The sequence below is a fragment of the Streptomyces sp. col6 genome (assembly GCF_008042035.1).
In the GTDB taxonomy this organism is placed as follows: Bacteria; Actinomycetota; Actinomycetes; order Streptomycetales; family Streptomycetaceae; genus Streptomyces.
In genome coordinates this window covers 78,186-93,506 of sequence record NZ_RDBL01000002.1, presented here as the reverse complement: position 1 = coordinate 93,506, position 15,321 = coordinate 78,186, and the positions used below count along the sequence as shown (strand labels likewise).

Sequence of the window (15,321 nt, the reverse complement as noted above, 5' to 3'; positions counted from 1 at the left end):
CCGCGTTTCTCAGGTGCGTCCGGGCGTCTGAGGGACCGCCGCCGGGAACAGGCTCTCCGGCAGGGTGACGTTCCACGCGGTGATGACCGGGTTCCCGTGTTCCCGGCCCAGCCGCGACACCGCGCCCGTGGCCAGCTGGAACAGCGTGCCCTCGGCCGGGGTCAGGCCGAGGTAGCGGGCGGTCAGGACGCGCAGGAAGTGCGAGTGGGCGACGAGGGCGATGTCCTCCTCGCCGGCCCGCCCGGCCGCCTCCGCGACCTCGGCCAGCACCCGGTCGGCCCGCTCGCCGACCTCCGCCGGGGTCTCGCCGGGGTGGGCCGCCGGTCCGGCGCCGACGCCGTCGGTCCACAGGTTCCAGTCGGGCCGGGTGCGGCGGATCTCGTCCGTGGTGATGCCCTCGTAACCGCCGTAGTCCCACTCGCGCAGCTCAGGCGTGATGCGGGGCGCGGCGAGCCCGGCGAGTTCGGCGGTGCGCCGGGCCCGGACCAGGGGGCTGACCAGGGTGAGCGCGACGGCGCGTTCGGCGAGCAGGGGGGCCAGGGCGCGGGCCTGGCGTTCGCCGAGGGGGGTCAGGGGCAGATCGGTGTGGCTCGTGTGCCGCCCGTTGCGGGACCACTCGGTCTCGCCGTGCCGGATCAGGATCAGCTCGCCCATGTGAAGGCCATCCGCTCTCAGTGCTGTTCACGTTCTGTACAGGCGCCAACCCGCCGGTCCACGATCGCATTCCGGCGGGGGCGGTGCGGACGGGCGCGCCCGTGAGTGGCCTGATGCGGCTACACGGACGGGCCGGCCACCACCACCGCCTCGTACGGCCGGTCCGTGTCGGCGGTGACGCGGAGGGTGCCGCCCTCGTGGACCACCTCGTACGTGGCGGCGGGTTCACCCGTGAGGCCGGGGACGGTGACCGTGCGGGTGAGGTCGCCGGTGCCCTCGGGGGCGTACACGCGCAGTTCGAGGTTCTCCGTCCAGTCGGCGTCGGGGCGGGAGGTGTCCGCGCCGAGCGGGAGGACCGCGCCGGGGCGGACCAGCAGCGGGAGGCTGTCGAAGCCGTAGGTGTCCCGGTGCCAGGCGGGGCCGGTGACCGTCTCACCGGTGAGGAGATGGGTCCAGGTGCCCTCGGGGACGTAGTACTCGGCCTGCCCGTCCTCGCTGAAGACCGGGGCGACCAGGAGGTCCGGGCCGAGCATGTACTGCCGGTCGGCGGTGCGGGCGGACGGGTCGTCCGGGAACTCCAGGAGCATCGGACGCATCATGGGCACGCCGGTGCGGTGGGCCTCGACGGCCGCCCCGTACAGGTAGGGCATCAGGCGGTGCTTCAGCTCCGTGAAGCGCCGGGCGACCTCGACGGCCTCGTTGCCGAACTCCCACGGGACGCGGTAGGACGAGGAGCCGTGCAGCCGGCTGTGCGAGGAGAGCAGGCCGAAGGCGAGCCAGCGCTTGAAGACCGCCGGGTCCGGGGTGCCCTCGAAGCCGCCGATGTCGTGGCTCCAGAAGCCGAACCCGGACAGGCTCAGCGACAGGCCGCCGCGCAGGGACTCCGCCATCGCCTCGAAGGAGGACCAGCAGTCGCCGCCCCAGTGCACGGGGAACTGCTGGCCGCCGGCCGTGGCGGACCGGGCGAAGAGGACCGCCTCGCCCTGGCCGCGCTCCTTCTCCAGGAGCTCGAAGACGGCCTTGTTGTACAGGTGCGTGTAGTAGTTGTGCATGCGCTCCGGGTCGGAGCCGTCGTGCCAGACGACGTCGGTGGGGATGCGCTCGCCGAAGTCCGTCTTGAAGCCGTCGACGCCCTGGCCGAGGAGCGTGCGCAGCTTGCCCTGGAACCAGGCGGTGGCCTCGGGATTGGTGAAGTCCACCAGGGCCATGCCGGCCTGCCACTTGTCCCACTGCCAGACATCGCCGTCGGGGGTGCGGACGAAGTAGCCCCTGGCCGCGCCCTCCGCGTACAGGGGGCTCTTCTGCGCGATGTACGGGTTGATCCAGACGCAGATCCGCAGGCCCTTGTCCTTGAGCCGGGCGAGCATGCCCTCCGGGTCGGGGAAGACGGCCGGGTCCCACGCGAAGTCGCACCACTGGTACTCGCGCATCCAGAAGCAGTCGAAGTGGAAGACGGAGAGCGGGATGCCGCGCTCGGCCATGCCGTCGACGAACGAGGTGACGGTCGCCTCGTCGTAGGAGGTGGTGAACGAGGTGGTGAGCCAGAGCCCGAAGGACCAGGCCGGGGGCAGGGCCGGGCGGCCGGTGAGCGCGGTGTAGCGGGTCAGCACGTCCTTGGGGGTGGGCCCGGCGACGACGAAGTACTCCAGCGTCTGGTCGTCGACGCTGAACTGCACCTGGCCGACCGCCTCGGAGCCGACCTCGAAGGACACCTTGCCGGGGTGGTTGACGAAGACGCCGTACCCGCGCGAGGAGAGGTAGAACGGGACGTTCTTGTACGCCTGCTCGCTGCTGGTTCCGCCGTCCGCCTGCCACATGTCGACGGCCTGGCCGTTCTTGACGTACGGGGTGAAGCGCTCGCCGAGGCCGTAGACGTTCTCGCCGACGCCGAGCGCGAGCTGCGCGACCATGTGGTGGGCGCCGTCGCCGGTGGTGGCGAAGGCGGTCCCCTTGCGTCCGGCGGCGGTCAGGAGCCGGCCGTCCGCGTCGAGGAACTCCAGGCCGAAGCCACCGGCGGTGGGGAGCCGGAGGGTGAGCGGCCCGCTGGTCAGCTCGGCGGCGGCGCCGTCCTCGCGGGCGGTGGCACGGGCGTCGCCGGTGGCGCCGGGCAGGGCGAAGTCCGGGCCCGGGTGGCGCCTGCCCGCGAGGTGGGTGACGCGGACACCGATGACGCCCTCGGCGGGGGCGTACGCCTCCACGGTGATCAGGGGCGCGTTCAGGGTGTCCCCGCGCCGCGTCACGCGCTGGACGGCGGCGTACGCGGTGAGGCGGTCCTCGTCGATGCGGAGGTCGCGGAGCTCGGTGGCGTACGAGGCGTGGACACCGTCTCGCATCTGCCAGAAGCCGTCGGTGAACTTCATGGGGGGTCCGTTCCTGTGGGTCCTGATTTGATCGTACACAAAACAAATGGTTTTCGAAGCGCTTCGATTTACGGCCCGGAACCTGTGGATCCGGCAGAGCCGGGGCCCAGGAACCCCCACTGAGCGGGCATGTTGCCCCTGTGTGACGTGCGCGTCACCAGGAGGGTCTGGAAACGGAAGGCCGCATGACGTATTAGTACTGACAGCAAACAAATCGGTCGGACGGCAGCGCAGCCATCCGGGCCCTTGCCGACAAGAGGCAGCTGAATGTCGAACCGCTTCACCCCACGGGTCGCCGTCCCGCTCACCGTCGTGTCCGCGCTGATCGGCGGTGCGGTCCTGTCGGGCTGCGGCCAGCAGCGGGACCCGGACGTGTACACCGTCCTGAACTCGTCGACCGACGAGTCCTACCACCGCTGGGACGCCCAGACGCTGGCCCGGTGCGGCAAGCGGCTCGGTGTGACCATCGAGCAGCAGAGCGTCCCGGCCGCGCAGGTGATGACGAAGGCGCTGCGGATGGCCTCGTCCAAGTCGCTGCCGGACGTGCTCCAGCTGGACGCCTCCGAGATGCCGACGTTCGCCGAGGCCGGCGGGCTGATCCCGCTGAAGGACCTCGGGCTGACCACGAAGGACATCCCCGAGGGGATTGTGAACTTCGGCTCGTACGAGGGCACCTACTACGGGGCCGCGCGGACGGTGAACACACTGGCGCTCTTCTACAACAAGGACACGCTCGCCAAGGCCGGGCTGAAGGTCCCCACCACCTGGGCCGAGATGCGCGAGACCGCGAAGAAGCTCACCCACGGCAGGCAGTACGGGCTGGCGCTCAGCGCGGGCGGCGCGGAGGACGGCGTCTTCCAGTTCACCCCCTTCATGTGGTCCAACGGCGGCGACGAGACGAAGCTCGACAGCCCCGAGGTCGCCGGCGCGCTGGACTACTGGAAGAGCCTCCTCAAGGACGGCTCGCTGTCCAAGTCGACGGTCAACTGGACCCAGGCCGACGTGAACGACCAGTTCATGGCCGGCAACGCCGCGATGATGATCAACGGCCCCTGGCAGGTGGAGACCCTGAACGCCAGGAAGGGGCTGAACTGGGGCATCGCACAGATCCCCGTCCCGGAGGCCGGCGACGACTCCGTGGGCCCGCTGGGCGGCGGTGTGCTGACCGTGCCCAACACCGGTGACGAGGAGCGGGAGAAGATGTCCGCGAAGATCATCGGCTGCATGTCCGGCGAGCAGGAGCAGATCACCTACGCCATCAACAGCTGGATGGTCCCGGCCAACAAGAAGGCCGCGGCCATCTGGCGCACGAAGGCACCGGAGCTGGCCGCCCTGGCCGACCAGGTCGCCACGGCCCGTTCACGTACCGCCAAGCTCGGCGCGCGGTGGTCGTCCGTGTCCCTCGCGCTGCAGAGCGCGTTCCAGTCCGCCCTGACCGGCGAGTCGAGCGAGGCCGCCCTCACCCGCGCCCAGAAGCGCGCGACGAGCGGGAACTGAGGTATCCGAACCATGTCGACCACCACCGCTGCCGCGACCGCGGGCCCCTCGCCCGTGACGAAGAGGGCCGCGAAGCCACCGAACCCGGCCCGCATCCGGCGCCGCCGGCGGCTCGCCCAGTGGGGCTTCATCGCCCCCGCCGTGATCTTCATGGCACTGTTCTTCGGCTACCCGCTCGTCCGCAACATCGTGATGAGCTTCCAGGACTACTCTCCGTCCACCTTCTTCACGGGCGAGTCCCCGTTCAACGGGACCGACAACTGGAGCAACGTCTTCAACGACGAGCTCTTCGGCAAGGCCCTGTGGCACACCATCCTGTTCACGATCGGCTCCCTGATCGGACAGTTCTGCATCGGCCTGGGCCTGGCGGTCTTCTTCACCCGCCGCTTCCCGCTCAACGGCGTGCTGCGGTCGCTGATCCTGCTGCCGTGGCTGGTGCCGATGGTGGTCTCGGGTGTCGTCTGGCGGCGCATCCTCGACCAGGACACAGGCGTCCTCAACTCCTTCCTCGGCACGATCGGCCTCGGCGGCGACACCCCGTGGCTGACCAGTACGAGCATGGCGCTGATCTCGGTGATCCTGGTGAACATCTGGATCGGCATCCCGTTCAACATGGTGATCCTCTACGGCGGCCTCCAGGAGGTCCCGAAGGAGCTGTACGAGGCCGCCTCACTGGACGGCGCCTCCGCCTGGCGGACGTTCCGCTCGATCACGCTGCCCATGCTGCGGCCGGTGATCACCGTGGTGCTGGTGCTCGGCTTCATGTCGACGGTCAAGATCCTCGACCTGATCCTGGCGCTCACCGACGGCGGACCCGCCGACTCCACCCAGACCCTCGGCACCCTCACCTACCAGAACTCCTTCGTCCAGCTGGACTTCGGAGCGGGTGCCGTGGTCGGCAACATCCTGATCCTGATCTCCGCCGTCTTCGCGGTGTTCTACCTGCGGGCCAACCGCAACGAGGGGAAGTGACCGGCATGGCGAGCACCGTGCGTACCCCCGCCGCCCCCACGCGCACCACCGGCCGGCCGAAGCGGCGCTGGGGCGCCATGGCCTTCGGCATCCTGGTGCTGTGCGTGATGCTGTTCCCGCTGTACTGGATGGTGAACACCGCGCTCCAGCCCGAGTCCGGGCTGCTGGAGGTCGACCCCGTCCCGCACGGCCTGGACCTGTCGGGCTTCCGCTCGGCGCTCACGGACCAGGGCGGCAATCTGCTGACCTCGCTCGCCGTGGCGCTCGGCGCGGTCGCGATCTGTCTGGCGATCTCGGCGCCCGCCGCGTACGGGCTGGCGCAGTTCAAGCTGCGCGGCACCCGGACGATCGTGTTCGGCACGCTGATCACCCAGATGGTGCCGGGCATCGTCATCGCCAACGCTCTGTACAGCGCGTACGTGGACCTCGGCCTGGTCAACTCGTACGCCGGTCTGATGCTGGCCGACGCCTCGCTCGGTATCCCGTTCGCGATCGTCCTGATGCGCTCGTTCATGGTCGCCATCCCGCGCGAGGTCATCGAGGCCGCCGAGGTCGACGGGGCCGGGCGCTTCCGTACGTTCGTGCGGGTCGTGCTGCCGATGAGCCGCAACTCGCTGATCACGGCCGGGCTGTTCTCGTTCCTGTACGCGTGGAGCGACTTCATGTTCGCGCTGACGCTGAACACCACGGACGACGTCAAGCCGATCACGCTCGGGATCTACCAGTACATCGGCGCCCATGTCGGCGACTGGGGCTCGGTGATGGCCGCGTCCGTGCTCTCCGCGATCCCCGCGGCGGTCCTGCTCGTCCTCTCGCAGAAGTACATCGCCGCCGGGATCACCGGCGGCTCCGTCAAGTAGGGGTATGCATGAGTGAGTTCCCGACCTTCCCGCCCGGCTTCGTCTTCGGCGCGGCCACGGCCTCGTACCAGATCGAGGGCGCCGCGCGGGAGGACGGCCGAGGTCCGTCCATCTGGGACACCTACAGCCACACGCCCGGGAAGACCAACGGCGGCGACACGGGTGACGTGGCCTGCGACCACTACCACCGCTACCGGGAGGACGTGGCGCTGCTGCGCGAGCTGGGCGTCGGTTCGTACCGCTTCTCGATCGCCTGGTCGCGCATCCTGCCCGAGGGCTCCGGCGCGGTGAACCCGAAGGGCCTGGACTTCTACTCCCGGCTCGTCGACGAGCTCCTGGAGGCGGGCATCGAGCCCGCCGCCACCCTCTACCACTGGGACCTGCCGCAGGCCCTGGAGGACCGGGGCGGCTGGCGGGTACGGGAGACGGCCGAGCGCTTCGGTGAGTACACCGCGATCGTGGCGGAGCACCTGGCCGACCGGGTGCCGCGCTGGATCACCCTCAACGAGCCGTGGTGCAGCGCCTTCCTCGGCTACTCCGTGGGCCGGCACGCGCCGGGCGCGAAGGAGGGGCGCGGTGCCCTGGCCGCCGCGCACCACCTGCTCGTCGGCCACGGCCTGGCGATGAAGGCGCTGCGGGCGGCGGGGGTGCGGGAGGCCGGCATCACGCTGAACCTGGACCGCAATGTGCCGGCCACCCCGACGGACGCCGACCGGGCCGCCGTCGTCCGCGCGGACACCCAGCACAACCTGGTGTGGACGGAGCCGGTCCTCGCGGGCCGCTACCCGGCCACCGAGGAGGACACCTGGGGCGAGCTGATCACCGGCCAGGACTTCCGCCGCGACGGCGACCTGGAACTGATCTCCCAGCCCCTGGACTTCCTGGGCATCAACTACTACCGCCCGATCGTGGTGGCCGACGCCCCGCACCGCGAGCCGGATCCCGCGCTCCGGGTGGCCACCGACAACCGGTACGCCGAGACGGAGTACCCGGGTGTGCGGAGGACGGCGATGGGCTGGCCGGTCGTCCCGGAGTCCTTCACCGATCTGCTGACCGCGCTGAAGGAGACCTACGGGGACGCGCTGCCGCCGGTACACATCACGGAGAACGGCTCGGCGGAGCACGACACCGTGGAGGCGGAAGGGTCGGTGCGGGACGCGGACCGGGTGGAGTACCTGCGTACCCACCTCACGGCGCTCCGGGCGGCGATGGACGCGGGGGTCGATGTGCGGGGCTACTACGTGTGGTCGCTGCTCGACAACTTCGAGTGGGCGCTCGGGTACGCGAAGCGGTTCGGCGTCATCCGGGTCGACTACAACACCCTGGAGCGCACACCGAAGGACAGCTACCGCTGGTATCAGGGCCTGATCGCGGCACACCGGGCCTGAGCCCGGACACGACGAACGACGGGTCAGGCGCGTCGTCGGGCCCACATGGGGCTGATGAAGGCGATGAGCACGGCGGCGACACCGATCTGGAAGATGTGCCGGATCCAGTCGATGCCCCCGGTGTCACGCACACCGAAGGCGGTGGCGAGGGCGTTGCCGACGAGGGCACCCACGATACCGAGCAGGACGGTCAGCCACAGGGGGATGGGCTGACGGCCGGGAACGACCAGCTTGGCCAGCAGGCCGATGACGAGTCCCGCGATGATGGCCCACAGAAATGACACGACAACTCCTCTTCTACCGCTGTCCGATCCGTTTCGGGAAGCTGACTTCCGCCTGCCCGGCAAACGCCGGTGTACGCATGGCCCTCCGGAACGCCTGCCGCCGGGGCCCGTCAACGTCCGCATAACGGGGCGAAATCGCGGTGTTGGCCTCATTTCGCCAAACCCTTGGACGCGTGAGGGACTCGTGAAAGGATCACCCTCAATTCCGTGGCGTGTCCCCGTATCCCGCGGCGCGTCACGCCTCGTCCCACCATCCATGGAGAACACACGTGGCCAAGATCTCTGGCCGTCGGCCCGGACGGGCTGCCACCCGTCTCGCCGCCGCCGCGATAACCGCGGCCCTGGTCGCCACCGGCGCTTCCGCAGCCTTCGCCGCCGAGCCGGGCGACGCACCTCTGTTCGGCCTCTCGGGCGTCGATGCCTCCGGCAACGCCTACACCTACGCGCCGCAGGGTGACGGCACTCTCTCGGCGCGCGTCAAGATCGACAGCGGCTGGACGGGCCTCGCGTTCGTCGGCCAGGTCGACAACAACGCGGACAACATCGCGGACGGCCGCTGGCAGCTCGGCACCGCGGGCAACATCTACTACTACGAGGGCAACTCCCCCGCGAAGAAGATCGGCTACGGCTGGGACACCTACAACACCGTCGTCTCGGTCGGCCAGTTCGGCGGCGGCGAGGGCGGTGACCTGCTCACCCGTGACGACAAGGGCGACGTCTACCTGTACCTGGGCTACGGCGACGGTACGGTCACCAAGCGCCTGAAGGTCGGCTACGGCTGGGACATCTACACCCAGATCGCGGGCAACGGCGACCTGGACGGCGACGGCAGGAACGACCTCGTCGCCCGCGACAAGTCCGGCGTGCTGTGGCTCTACAAGGGCACCGGCGACCAGAAGGCCCCGTATGCCAAGCGCTCCAAGATCGGCAGCGGCTGGAACCAGTACAACAACCTCTTCGCCGCCGGTGACCTGAACATGGACGGCCGGACCGACCTGGTCGCGCGCAACGAGAAGGGTGAGCTGTACCTGTACGCGGGCACCGGCAACGCGGCCGCCCCGTACAAGGCGAAGGCCCTCATCGGGACCTCGGGCTGGAACACGTACCGTCTGTTCTTCTGATCCCGGCCCAGTGGTTACACACTCATGACGAAACGTGAAGGTTTCGCGCCGGAAATCGTGACACGATTCGGCTGAATCAGTGGCCCGTCGCCCTGTGCGGCGGGCCACGTCCCACTTCACGATCCATGGAGTACTTGTGGCCAAAACCACTGGCCGGCAGCACATGCGTATCGCCGCTCGTGCGGCAGCCGCGGCGCTCACCGCCGCCCTCGTCGCCACCGGCACCTCCGCCGTGGCCGCCGACGCCCCGCAGCCCTCGCTCGGTGCCGCGGCAGACCAGCCGGCGGCGGCCACCTCGGCCGTCGCGGCCACCCCGTCGTTCGCGCTGTACGGCGTGAACTCCGCGGGCACCGCCTACTCGTACGCCCCGAACGGCAAGGGCGGCCTCAGCGCCCGCGAGAACTCGGGTTCGGGCTGGGTCGGCGTCTCCGCGATGATGCAGGTCGGCCACCAGGCCGACGGCAAGAGCGACGGTCTCTGGTTCCGCGAGACCAACGGCAACATGGGCTACCTGAAGTTCGACTCGTCGGCCATTCAGATCGGCACCGGCTGGAACATCTACAACAAGATCATCTCCCCCGGCCAGATCGGCGGAGCCGCCGCCGGCGACATGCTCGCCCGCGCCACCAACGGCGACCTGTACGTGTACCTCGGGTACGGCAACGGCAAGGTCACCAAGCGCATCAAGGTGGGCTACGGCTGGGACATCTACAACGAGATCGCCGGCAACGGCGACCTCAACGGTGACGGCAAGAACGACGTCGTCGCCCGCGACAAGTCCGGCGTCCTGTGGCTCTACAAGGGCACCGGCAACCAGAACGCGCCGTTCGCCAAGCGCACCAAGATCGGCAGCGGCTGGAACCAGTACAACCTGCTGGTCTCCACCGGTGACGTCGACCTGGACGGCAAGACCGACCTCATCGCCCGCAAGGGCGGCGAGCTCTACCTGTACAAGGGCACCGGCAACGCCGCGGCCCCGTACAAGGCCAAGGCCCTGATCGGCACCAGCGGCTGGAACAGCTACAAGTTCCTGTTCTGAGCCACTCGGCCGTGACCGGGTAGTTCCTTCCGGGACATGAGAGAGGGCCGCATCCCCGTCGCCGGGGATGCGGCCCTCTCGTCGTACCGCCGTGGCCCTTACTTGCGGATCAGGCTGCGGAGCACGTACTGCAGGATGCCGCCGTTGCGGTAGTAGTCCGCCTCACCGGGGGTGTCGATGCGGACGACGCCGTCGAACTCCACACCGGTGTCGGTGGTGACCTTGACCGTGCGCGGGGTCGTGCCGTCGTTCAGCTCGGTGACGCCGGTGACGGAGAAGGTCTCCTCACCGGTGAGACCGAGGGACTCGGCGGTCTGGCCCTCGGGGAACTGGAGCGGCAGGACGCCCATGCCGATGAGGTTCGAGCGGTGGATGCGCTCGTAGGACTCGGCGACGACGGCCTTGACGCCGAGGAGCGCGGTGCCCTTGGCCGCCCAGTCGCGGGACGAGCCGGAGCCGTACTCCTTGCCGGCCAGGATGACCAGCGGGGTGCCGGCGGCCTGGTAGTTCTGCGAGGCGTCGTAGATGAACGACACCGGACCGCCGTCCTGGGTGAAGTCGCGGGTGAAGCCGCCCTCGGTGCCCGGCGCGATCTGGTTGCGCAGGCGGATGTTGGCGAACGTGCCGCGGATCATGACCTCGTGGTTGCCACGGCGCGAGCCGTAGGAGTTGAAGTCACGGCGCTCGATGCCGTGCTCCGTGAGGTACTTGCCGGCCGGGGTGTCGGCCTTGATCGCACCGGCCGGGGAGATGTGGTCGGTGGTGACCGAGTCGCCCAGCTTGGCCAGGACACGGGCGCCGGTGATGTCCTCGACCGGCGAGGTCTCCATGGTCATGCCGTCGAAGTACGGGGGCTTGCGCACGTAAGTGGACTCGGAGTCCCACTCGAAGGTGTTGCCGGTCGGGATGGACAGCGCCTGCCACTGGGCGTCGCCCGCGAAGACGTCCTGGTAGGACTTGTTGAACATGTCCTCGCCGATGGCGTTCGCCACGACGTCGTTGACCTCGGCCTCGGAGGGCCAGATGTCCTCGAGGTGGACCGGCTTGCCGTCCTGGTCGACGCCGAGGGCGTCCTTGGTGATGTCGACCTTCATCGAACCGGCGATGGCGTACGCGACGACCAGCGGCGGGGACGCCAGGTAGTTCATCTTGACGTCGGGGTTGATCCGGCCCTCGAAGTTGCGGTTGCCGGAGAGCACCGAGGTGACGGCCAGGTCGTGCTCGTTGACCGCCTTGGAGACCTCCTCCGGCAGGGGGCCGGAGTTGCCGATGCAGGTGGTGCAGCCGTAGCCGACGAGGTTGAAGCCGACCTTGTCGAGGTACGGGGTCAGGCCCGCCTTGTCGAAGTAGTCGGTGACAACCTTCGAGCCCGGGGCGAGGGTGGTCTTGACCCACGGCTTGCGGGTCAGGCCCTTCTCGACGGCCTTCTTCGCCACGAGCGCCGCGGCGACCATGACGTACGGGTTCGAGGTGTTGGTGCAGGAGGTGATCGCGGCGACGGTGACGGCGCCGTGGTCCAGCTCGTACGTGGTGCCGTCGGGGGCGGTCACGGTGACCGGGTTCGACGGGACGCCGTTGGTGGCGGCCGGGGAGTCGGAGGCCGGGAAGGACTCCTTGCCCGCCTCCTCGTCGTCGTCGACGTAGTTGCGTACGTCCTGGGCGAACTGCGCCTTGGCGTTGGCGAGGACGATGCGGTCCTGCGGGCGCTTCGGGCCGGCGATGGAGGGGACGACCGTGGAGAGGTCGAGCTCCAGCTTCTCGGAGAAGTCGGGCTCGGCGGCCGGGTCGAGCCAGAGGCCCTGCTCCTTGGCGTACGCCTCGACGAGGGCGACCTGCTGGGCGTCGCGGCCGGTCAGGCGCAGGTAGTTCAGCGTCTCGTCGTCGATCGGGAAGATCGCGGCGGTGGAGCCGAACTCGGGCGACATGTTGCCGATGGTGGCGCGGTTCGCGAGCGAGGTGGCGGCGACACCCTCACCGTAGAACTCGACGAACTTGCCGACGACGCCGTGCTTGCGCAGCATCTCGGTGATGGTCAGCACGAGGTCGGTGGCGGTGGTGCCGGCCGGCAGCTCGCCGGTCAGCTTGAAGCCGACGACGCGCGGGATGAGCATGGAGACCGGCTGGCCGAGCATCGCGGCCTCGGCCTCGATGCCGCCGACGCCCCAGCCCAGCACACCGAGGCCGTTGACCATGGTGGTGTGCGAGTCGGTGCCGACGAGGGTGTCGGGGTACGCCTGGCCGTTGCGGACCATGACCGTACGCGCCAGGTGCTCGATGTTGACCTGGTGGACGATGCCGGTGCCCGGCGGGACGACCTTGAACTCGTCGAACGCGGTCTGGCCCCAGCGCAGGAACTGGTAGCGCTCCTTGTTGCGGCCGTACTCCAGCTCGACGTTCTGGCCGAAGGCGTCCTTCGTTCCGAACTTGTCGGCGATGACGGAGTGGTCGATGACCAGCTCGGCCGGGGCGAGCGGGTTGATCCGCTCCGGGTCGCCGCCGAGCTCCTTGACGGCCTCACGCATGGTGGCGAGGTCCACGACGCAGGGCACACCGGTGAAGTCCTGCATGATCACACGGGCCGGCGTGAACTGGATCTCCTGGCTGGGCTGCGCCTGGGAGTCCCAGCCGCCGAGCGCCCGGATGTGGTCGGCGGTGATGTTCGCGCCGTCCTCGGTGCGGAGCAGGTTCTCCAGCAGCACCTTCAGGCTGTAAGGGAGGCGCGCGGAGCCCTCGACCTTGTCCAGCTTGAAGATCTCGTACGACTCGTCGCCCACGCGCAGCGTGCTGCGGGCGTCGAAGCTGTTCGCCGACACGACAGTCTCCTTCATCAATGTGCGCGTAACTCCGCGCCGCGCCTCACTTCGGCGGGCGCCGCGTGGTGCCGCCTCGGACCACCGGGCCATCCGCTAAGGTAAGGATTAGTTAGGTAACCCTTACCGCGGGGCGGCTCGCTGTGCGCCTTCGGCATATATCTCGATGTCGAGATAACTCTAGTACATGACCGCGGACGGGTCATGTCCGGGCGCCCCGTTCGGGGTGTGTGGCGCCCGTACGGCGGCGGACCGCGTCCTTGGTCTCGTCGGGCAGCGCGTCGGCGACGAGGAGGCGCGGCAGCAGTTCCGGCTCCAGGGTGGTGGCCCGGAACTCCATCGCGACGGTCACGTCGTGCGCGGGACGGTGCACGATCTCCAGCGGGTCGCCCGAGCGGATCTCGCCGGGCTCGATCACGCGCAGATACGCGCCGGGCAGGGCCGCCCGGGTGAACCGCTTGATCCAGCCGTCCCGCTCCAGCCAGCCCTGAAACGTCCCGCACGGTATCCGCGCGCACGACACCTCCAGGACGACGTCCGGCCCGATCCGCCACCGCTCCCCGATCAGGGCACCGTTGACGTCCACGCCGAGGGTGGTCAGGTTCTCGCCGAACACCCCGCCCGCGAGCGGCCGGCCCAGTTCGCCCTCCCAGCCGTCGAGATCCTCGCGCGCGTAGGCGTACACGGCCTGGTCGGTGCCGCCGTGGTGCTTGACGTCGTAGACGCGGTCACCGGCGAGGCCGACGGCGCCCGTGCCCTTGGGCCCGGGTGCGGTCACCGCCACCGGCCCCTCGACGGGCCGCTTGTCGATGCCGGTCGCGCTCAGCCCCTTCCACGGGTTGGGGCGGGGACGGCCGATGTTGACGGAGAGCACGCTCATGCCGTGGGAATCCATGGGGCGGGACCCTACGAGCCACGCGGTGCGGGCGCGAAGGGTTTTGGCCGCCCCTCTTCACCCGCCCCGCCCCTTCCGGCACGCCACTCTCACCCGAACGGCACACCCCCAAGCGAGTGCCATCTCATATCTGAGATAGCCTTTCGGCATGTCAGATGACTACCTCGTACGTATCGGCAAGCTCATCCGTGACGCCCGTCAGCACCGGGGCTGGACGCAGAGCCAGCTGGCCGAAGCGCTCGGCACCAGCCAGAGCGCCGTGAACCGCATCGAGCGCGGCAATCAAAACATCAGCCTTGAGATGATCGCCCGCATCGGTGAAGCACTCGACAGCGAAATCGTCTCCCTCGGCTACGCCGGTCCCATGCATCTGCGCGTGGTCGGCGGGCGCCGCCTCTCCGGCGCCATCGACGTCAAGACGAGCAAGAACGCCTGCGTGGCGCTGCTCTGCGCGTCGCTGCTCAACAAGGGCCGTACGGTGCTGCGCCGCGTGGCCCGTATCGAGGAGGTCTACCGCCTCCTCGAAGTGCTCAACTCCATCGGTGTGCGCGCCCGCTGGATCAACGACGGCACCGACCTGGAGATCGTGCCGCCGGCCCGGCTGGACATGGACGCCATCGACGCGGACGCCGCCCGCCGCACGCGTTCCATCATCATGTTCCTCGGCCCGCTGCTGCACCGCATGGACGCGTTCAAGCTGCCGTACGCCGGTGGCTGCGACCTCGGTACGCGGACGATCGAGCCGCACATGATCGCGCTGCGCCGCTTCGGCCTGGACATCGCCGCGACCGAGGGCATCTACCACGCCCGCGTCGACCACTCCGTCACGCCCGGCCGCCCCATCGTGCTGACCGAGCGCGGCGACACCGTGACCGAGAACGCCCTGCTGGCCGCCGCCCGCCACGACGGCACCACGGTCATCCGCAACGCCTCCTCCAACTACATGGTCCAGGACCTGTGCTTCTTCCTGGAGGCGCTGGGCGTACGCGTGGACGGCGTCGGCACGACGACGCTCACCGTCCACGGCGTGCCCGACATCGACGTGGACGTCGACTACTCCCCCTCCGAGGACCCGGTCGAGGCGATGAGCCTGCTCGCCGCCGCCGTCGTCACGGAGTCCGAGCTGACGATCCGCCGGGTGCCCATCGAGTTCCTGGAGATCGAGCTCGCGGTCCTGGAGGAGATGGGCGTCGACTGCGACCGCACGGCGGAGTACGCGGCGGACAACGGCCGCACCCGCCTGGTCGACCTGACGGTCCGCCCCTCCAAACTGGAGGCGCCGATCGACAAGATCCACCCGATGCCGTTCCCCGGCCTCAATATCGACAACGTGCCCTTCTTCGCGGCCATCGCCGCCTCGGCCCACGGCCAGACCCTGATCCACGACTGGGTCTACGACAACCGCGCCATCTACCTCACCGACCTCAACCGCCTCGGCGGC

General features: G+C 69.4%; 12 protein-coding genes. 7 read left to right on the top strand and 5 right to left on the bottom strand.

The features are described 5' to 3' along the window. Positions 1-9: 9 nt before the first annotated feature. Positions 10-654: a histidine phosphatase family protein gene (locus EAO73_RS00560; RefSeq protein WP_147969473.1), complete on the bottom strand. Its 645-nt coding sequence runs from the start codon at positions 652-654 to the stop codon at positions 10-12. 119 nt (positions 655-773) lie between these two features. Further along, the gene (yicI, locus tag EAO73_RS00555; protein WP_147969472.1) at positions 774-3,014 is read right to left on the bottom strand and encodes an alpha-xylosidase; all 2,241 of its coding nucleotides are present in this window, start codon (positions 3,012-3,014) and stop codon (positions 774-776) included. 267 nt (positions 3,015-3,281) lie between these two features. Here yicI and EAO73_RS00550 point away from each other — a divergent pair, with 267 nt between their 5' ends. The 4 genes from EAO73_RS00550 to EAO73_RS00535 are packed head-to-tail and all read left to right on the top strand — an operon-like array spanning position 3,282 to position 7,731. Next, positions 3,282-4,511 (top strand): ABC transporter substrate-binding protein, encoded by a 1,230-nt coding sequence (locus tag EAO73_RS00550; protein WP_147969471.1) that lies wholly within the window; start codon positions 3,282-3,284, stop codon positions 4,509-4,511. 12 nt (positions 4,512-4,523) lie between these two features. After that, on the top strand, positions 4,524-5,483 hold the full coding sequence (locus EAO73_RS00545; protein ID WP_147969470.1) for a carbohydrate ABC transporter permease: 960 nt from the start codon (positions 4,524-4,526) through the stop codon (positions 5,481-5,483). 5 nt (positions 5,484-5,488) lie between these two features. Beyond that, positions 5,489-6,343, top strand: coding sequence for a carbohydrate ABC transporter permease (locus tag EAO73_RS00540; RefSeq protein WP_147969469.1), 855 nt, complete (start codon positions 5,489-5,491; stop codon positions 6,341-6,343). An 8-nt stretch (positions 6,344-6,351) separates the two neighbouring features. Continuing rightward, complete coding sequence (locus tag EAO73_RS00535; protein ID WP_147969468.1) at positions 6,352-7,731, top strand: GH1 family beta-glucosidase; 1,380 nt, start codon at positions 6,352-6,354, stop codon at positions 7,729-7,731. Between the two features lie 23 nt (positions 7,732-7,754). Here EAO73_RS00535 and EAO73_RS00530 read toward each other — a convergent pair whose 3' ends face one another. Continuing rightward, complete coding sequence (locus tag EAO73_RS00530) at positions 7,755-8,015, bottom strand: GlsB/YeaQ/YmgE family stress response membrane protein (protein WP_147969467.1); 261 nt, start codon at positions 8,013-8,015, stop codon at positions 7,755-7,757. 269 nt (positions 8,016-8,284) lie between these two features. Between EAO73_RS00530 and EAO73_RS00525 the strand changes: the two genes are divergently transcribed. Further along, positions 8,285-9,136 carry an FG-GAP repeat domain-containing protein gene (locus EAO73_RS00525; protein WP_147969466.1) on the top strand — a complete coding sequence of 284 codons (852 nt, stop codon included), beginning with the start codon at positions 8,285-8,287 and terminating at the stop codon, positions 9,134-9,136. A 136-nt stretch (positions 9,137-9,272) separates the two neighbouring features. Further along, on the top strand, positions 9,273-10,175 hold the full coding sequence (locus EAO73_RS00520; RefSeq protein WP_412074555.1) for an FG-GAP repeat domain-containing protein: 903 nt from the start codon (positions 9,273-9,275) through the stop codon (positions 10,173-10,175). 98 nt (positions 10,176-10,273) lie between these two features. Here EAO73_RS00520 and acnA read toward each other — a convergent pair whose 3' ends face one another. Beyond that, positions 10,274-12,988, bottom strand: a complete 2,715-nt coding sequence (gene acnA, locus EAO73_RS00515) for an aconitate hydratase AcnA (RefSeq protein WP_147969465.1) — start codon at positions 12,986-12,988, stop codon at positions 10,274-10,276. 199 nt (positions 12,989-13,187) lie between these two features. Further along, positions 13,188-13,880 (bottom strand): MOSC domain-containing protein, encoded by a 693-nt coding sequence (locus EAO73_RS00510; RefSeq protein WP_147969464.1) that lies wholly within the window; start codon positions 13,878-13,880, stop codon positions 13,188-13,190. 148 nt (positions 13,881-14,028) lie between these two features. Between EAO73_RS00510 and EAO73_RS00505 the strand changes: the two genes are divergently transcribed. Then, positions 14,029-15,321: helix-turn-helix domain-containing protein (locus EAO73_RS00505; protein WP_147969954.1), on the top strand; the 1,293-nt coding region annotated here is incomplete at its 3' end.

Coding starts and splice junctions, on each gene's coding strand:
- EAO73_RS00545 (WP_147969470.1), top strand. CDS start 4,524: ATGTCGACCACCACCGCTGCCGCGACCGCGGGCCCCTCGCCCGTGACG.
- EAO73_RS00560 (WP_147969473.1), bottom strand. CDS start 654: ATGGGCGAGCTGATCCTGATCCGGCACGGCGAGACCGAGTGGTCCCGC.
- EAO73_RS00540 (WP_147969469.1), top strand. CDS start 5,489: ATGGCGAGCACCGTGCGTACCCCCGCCGCCCCCACGCGCACCACCGGC.
- yicI (WP_147969472.1), bottom strand. CDS start 3,014: ATGAAGTTCACCGACGGCTTCTGGCAGATGCGAGACGGTGTCCACGCC.
- EAO73_RS00510 (WP_147969464.1), bottom strand. CDS start 13,880: ATGGATTCCCACGGCATGAGCGTGCTCTCCGTCAACATCGGCCGTCCC.
- EAO73_RS00535 (WP_147969468.1), top strand. CDS start 6,352: ATGAGTGAGTTCCCGACCTTCCCGCCCGGCTTCGTCTTCGGCGCGGCC.
- EAO73_RS00550 (WP_147969471.1), top strand. CDS start 3,282: ATGTCGAACCGCTTCACCCCACGGGTCGCCGTCCCGCTCACCGTCGTG.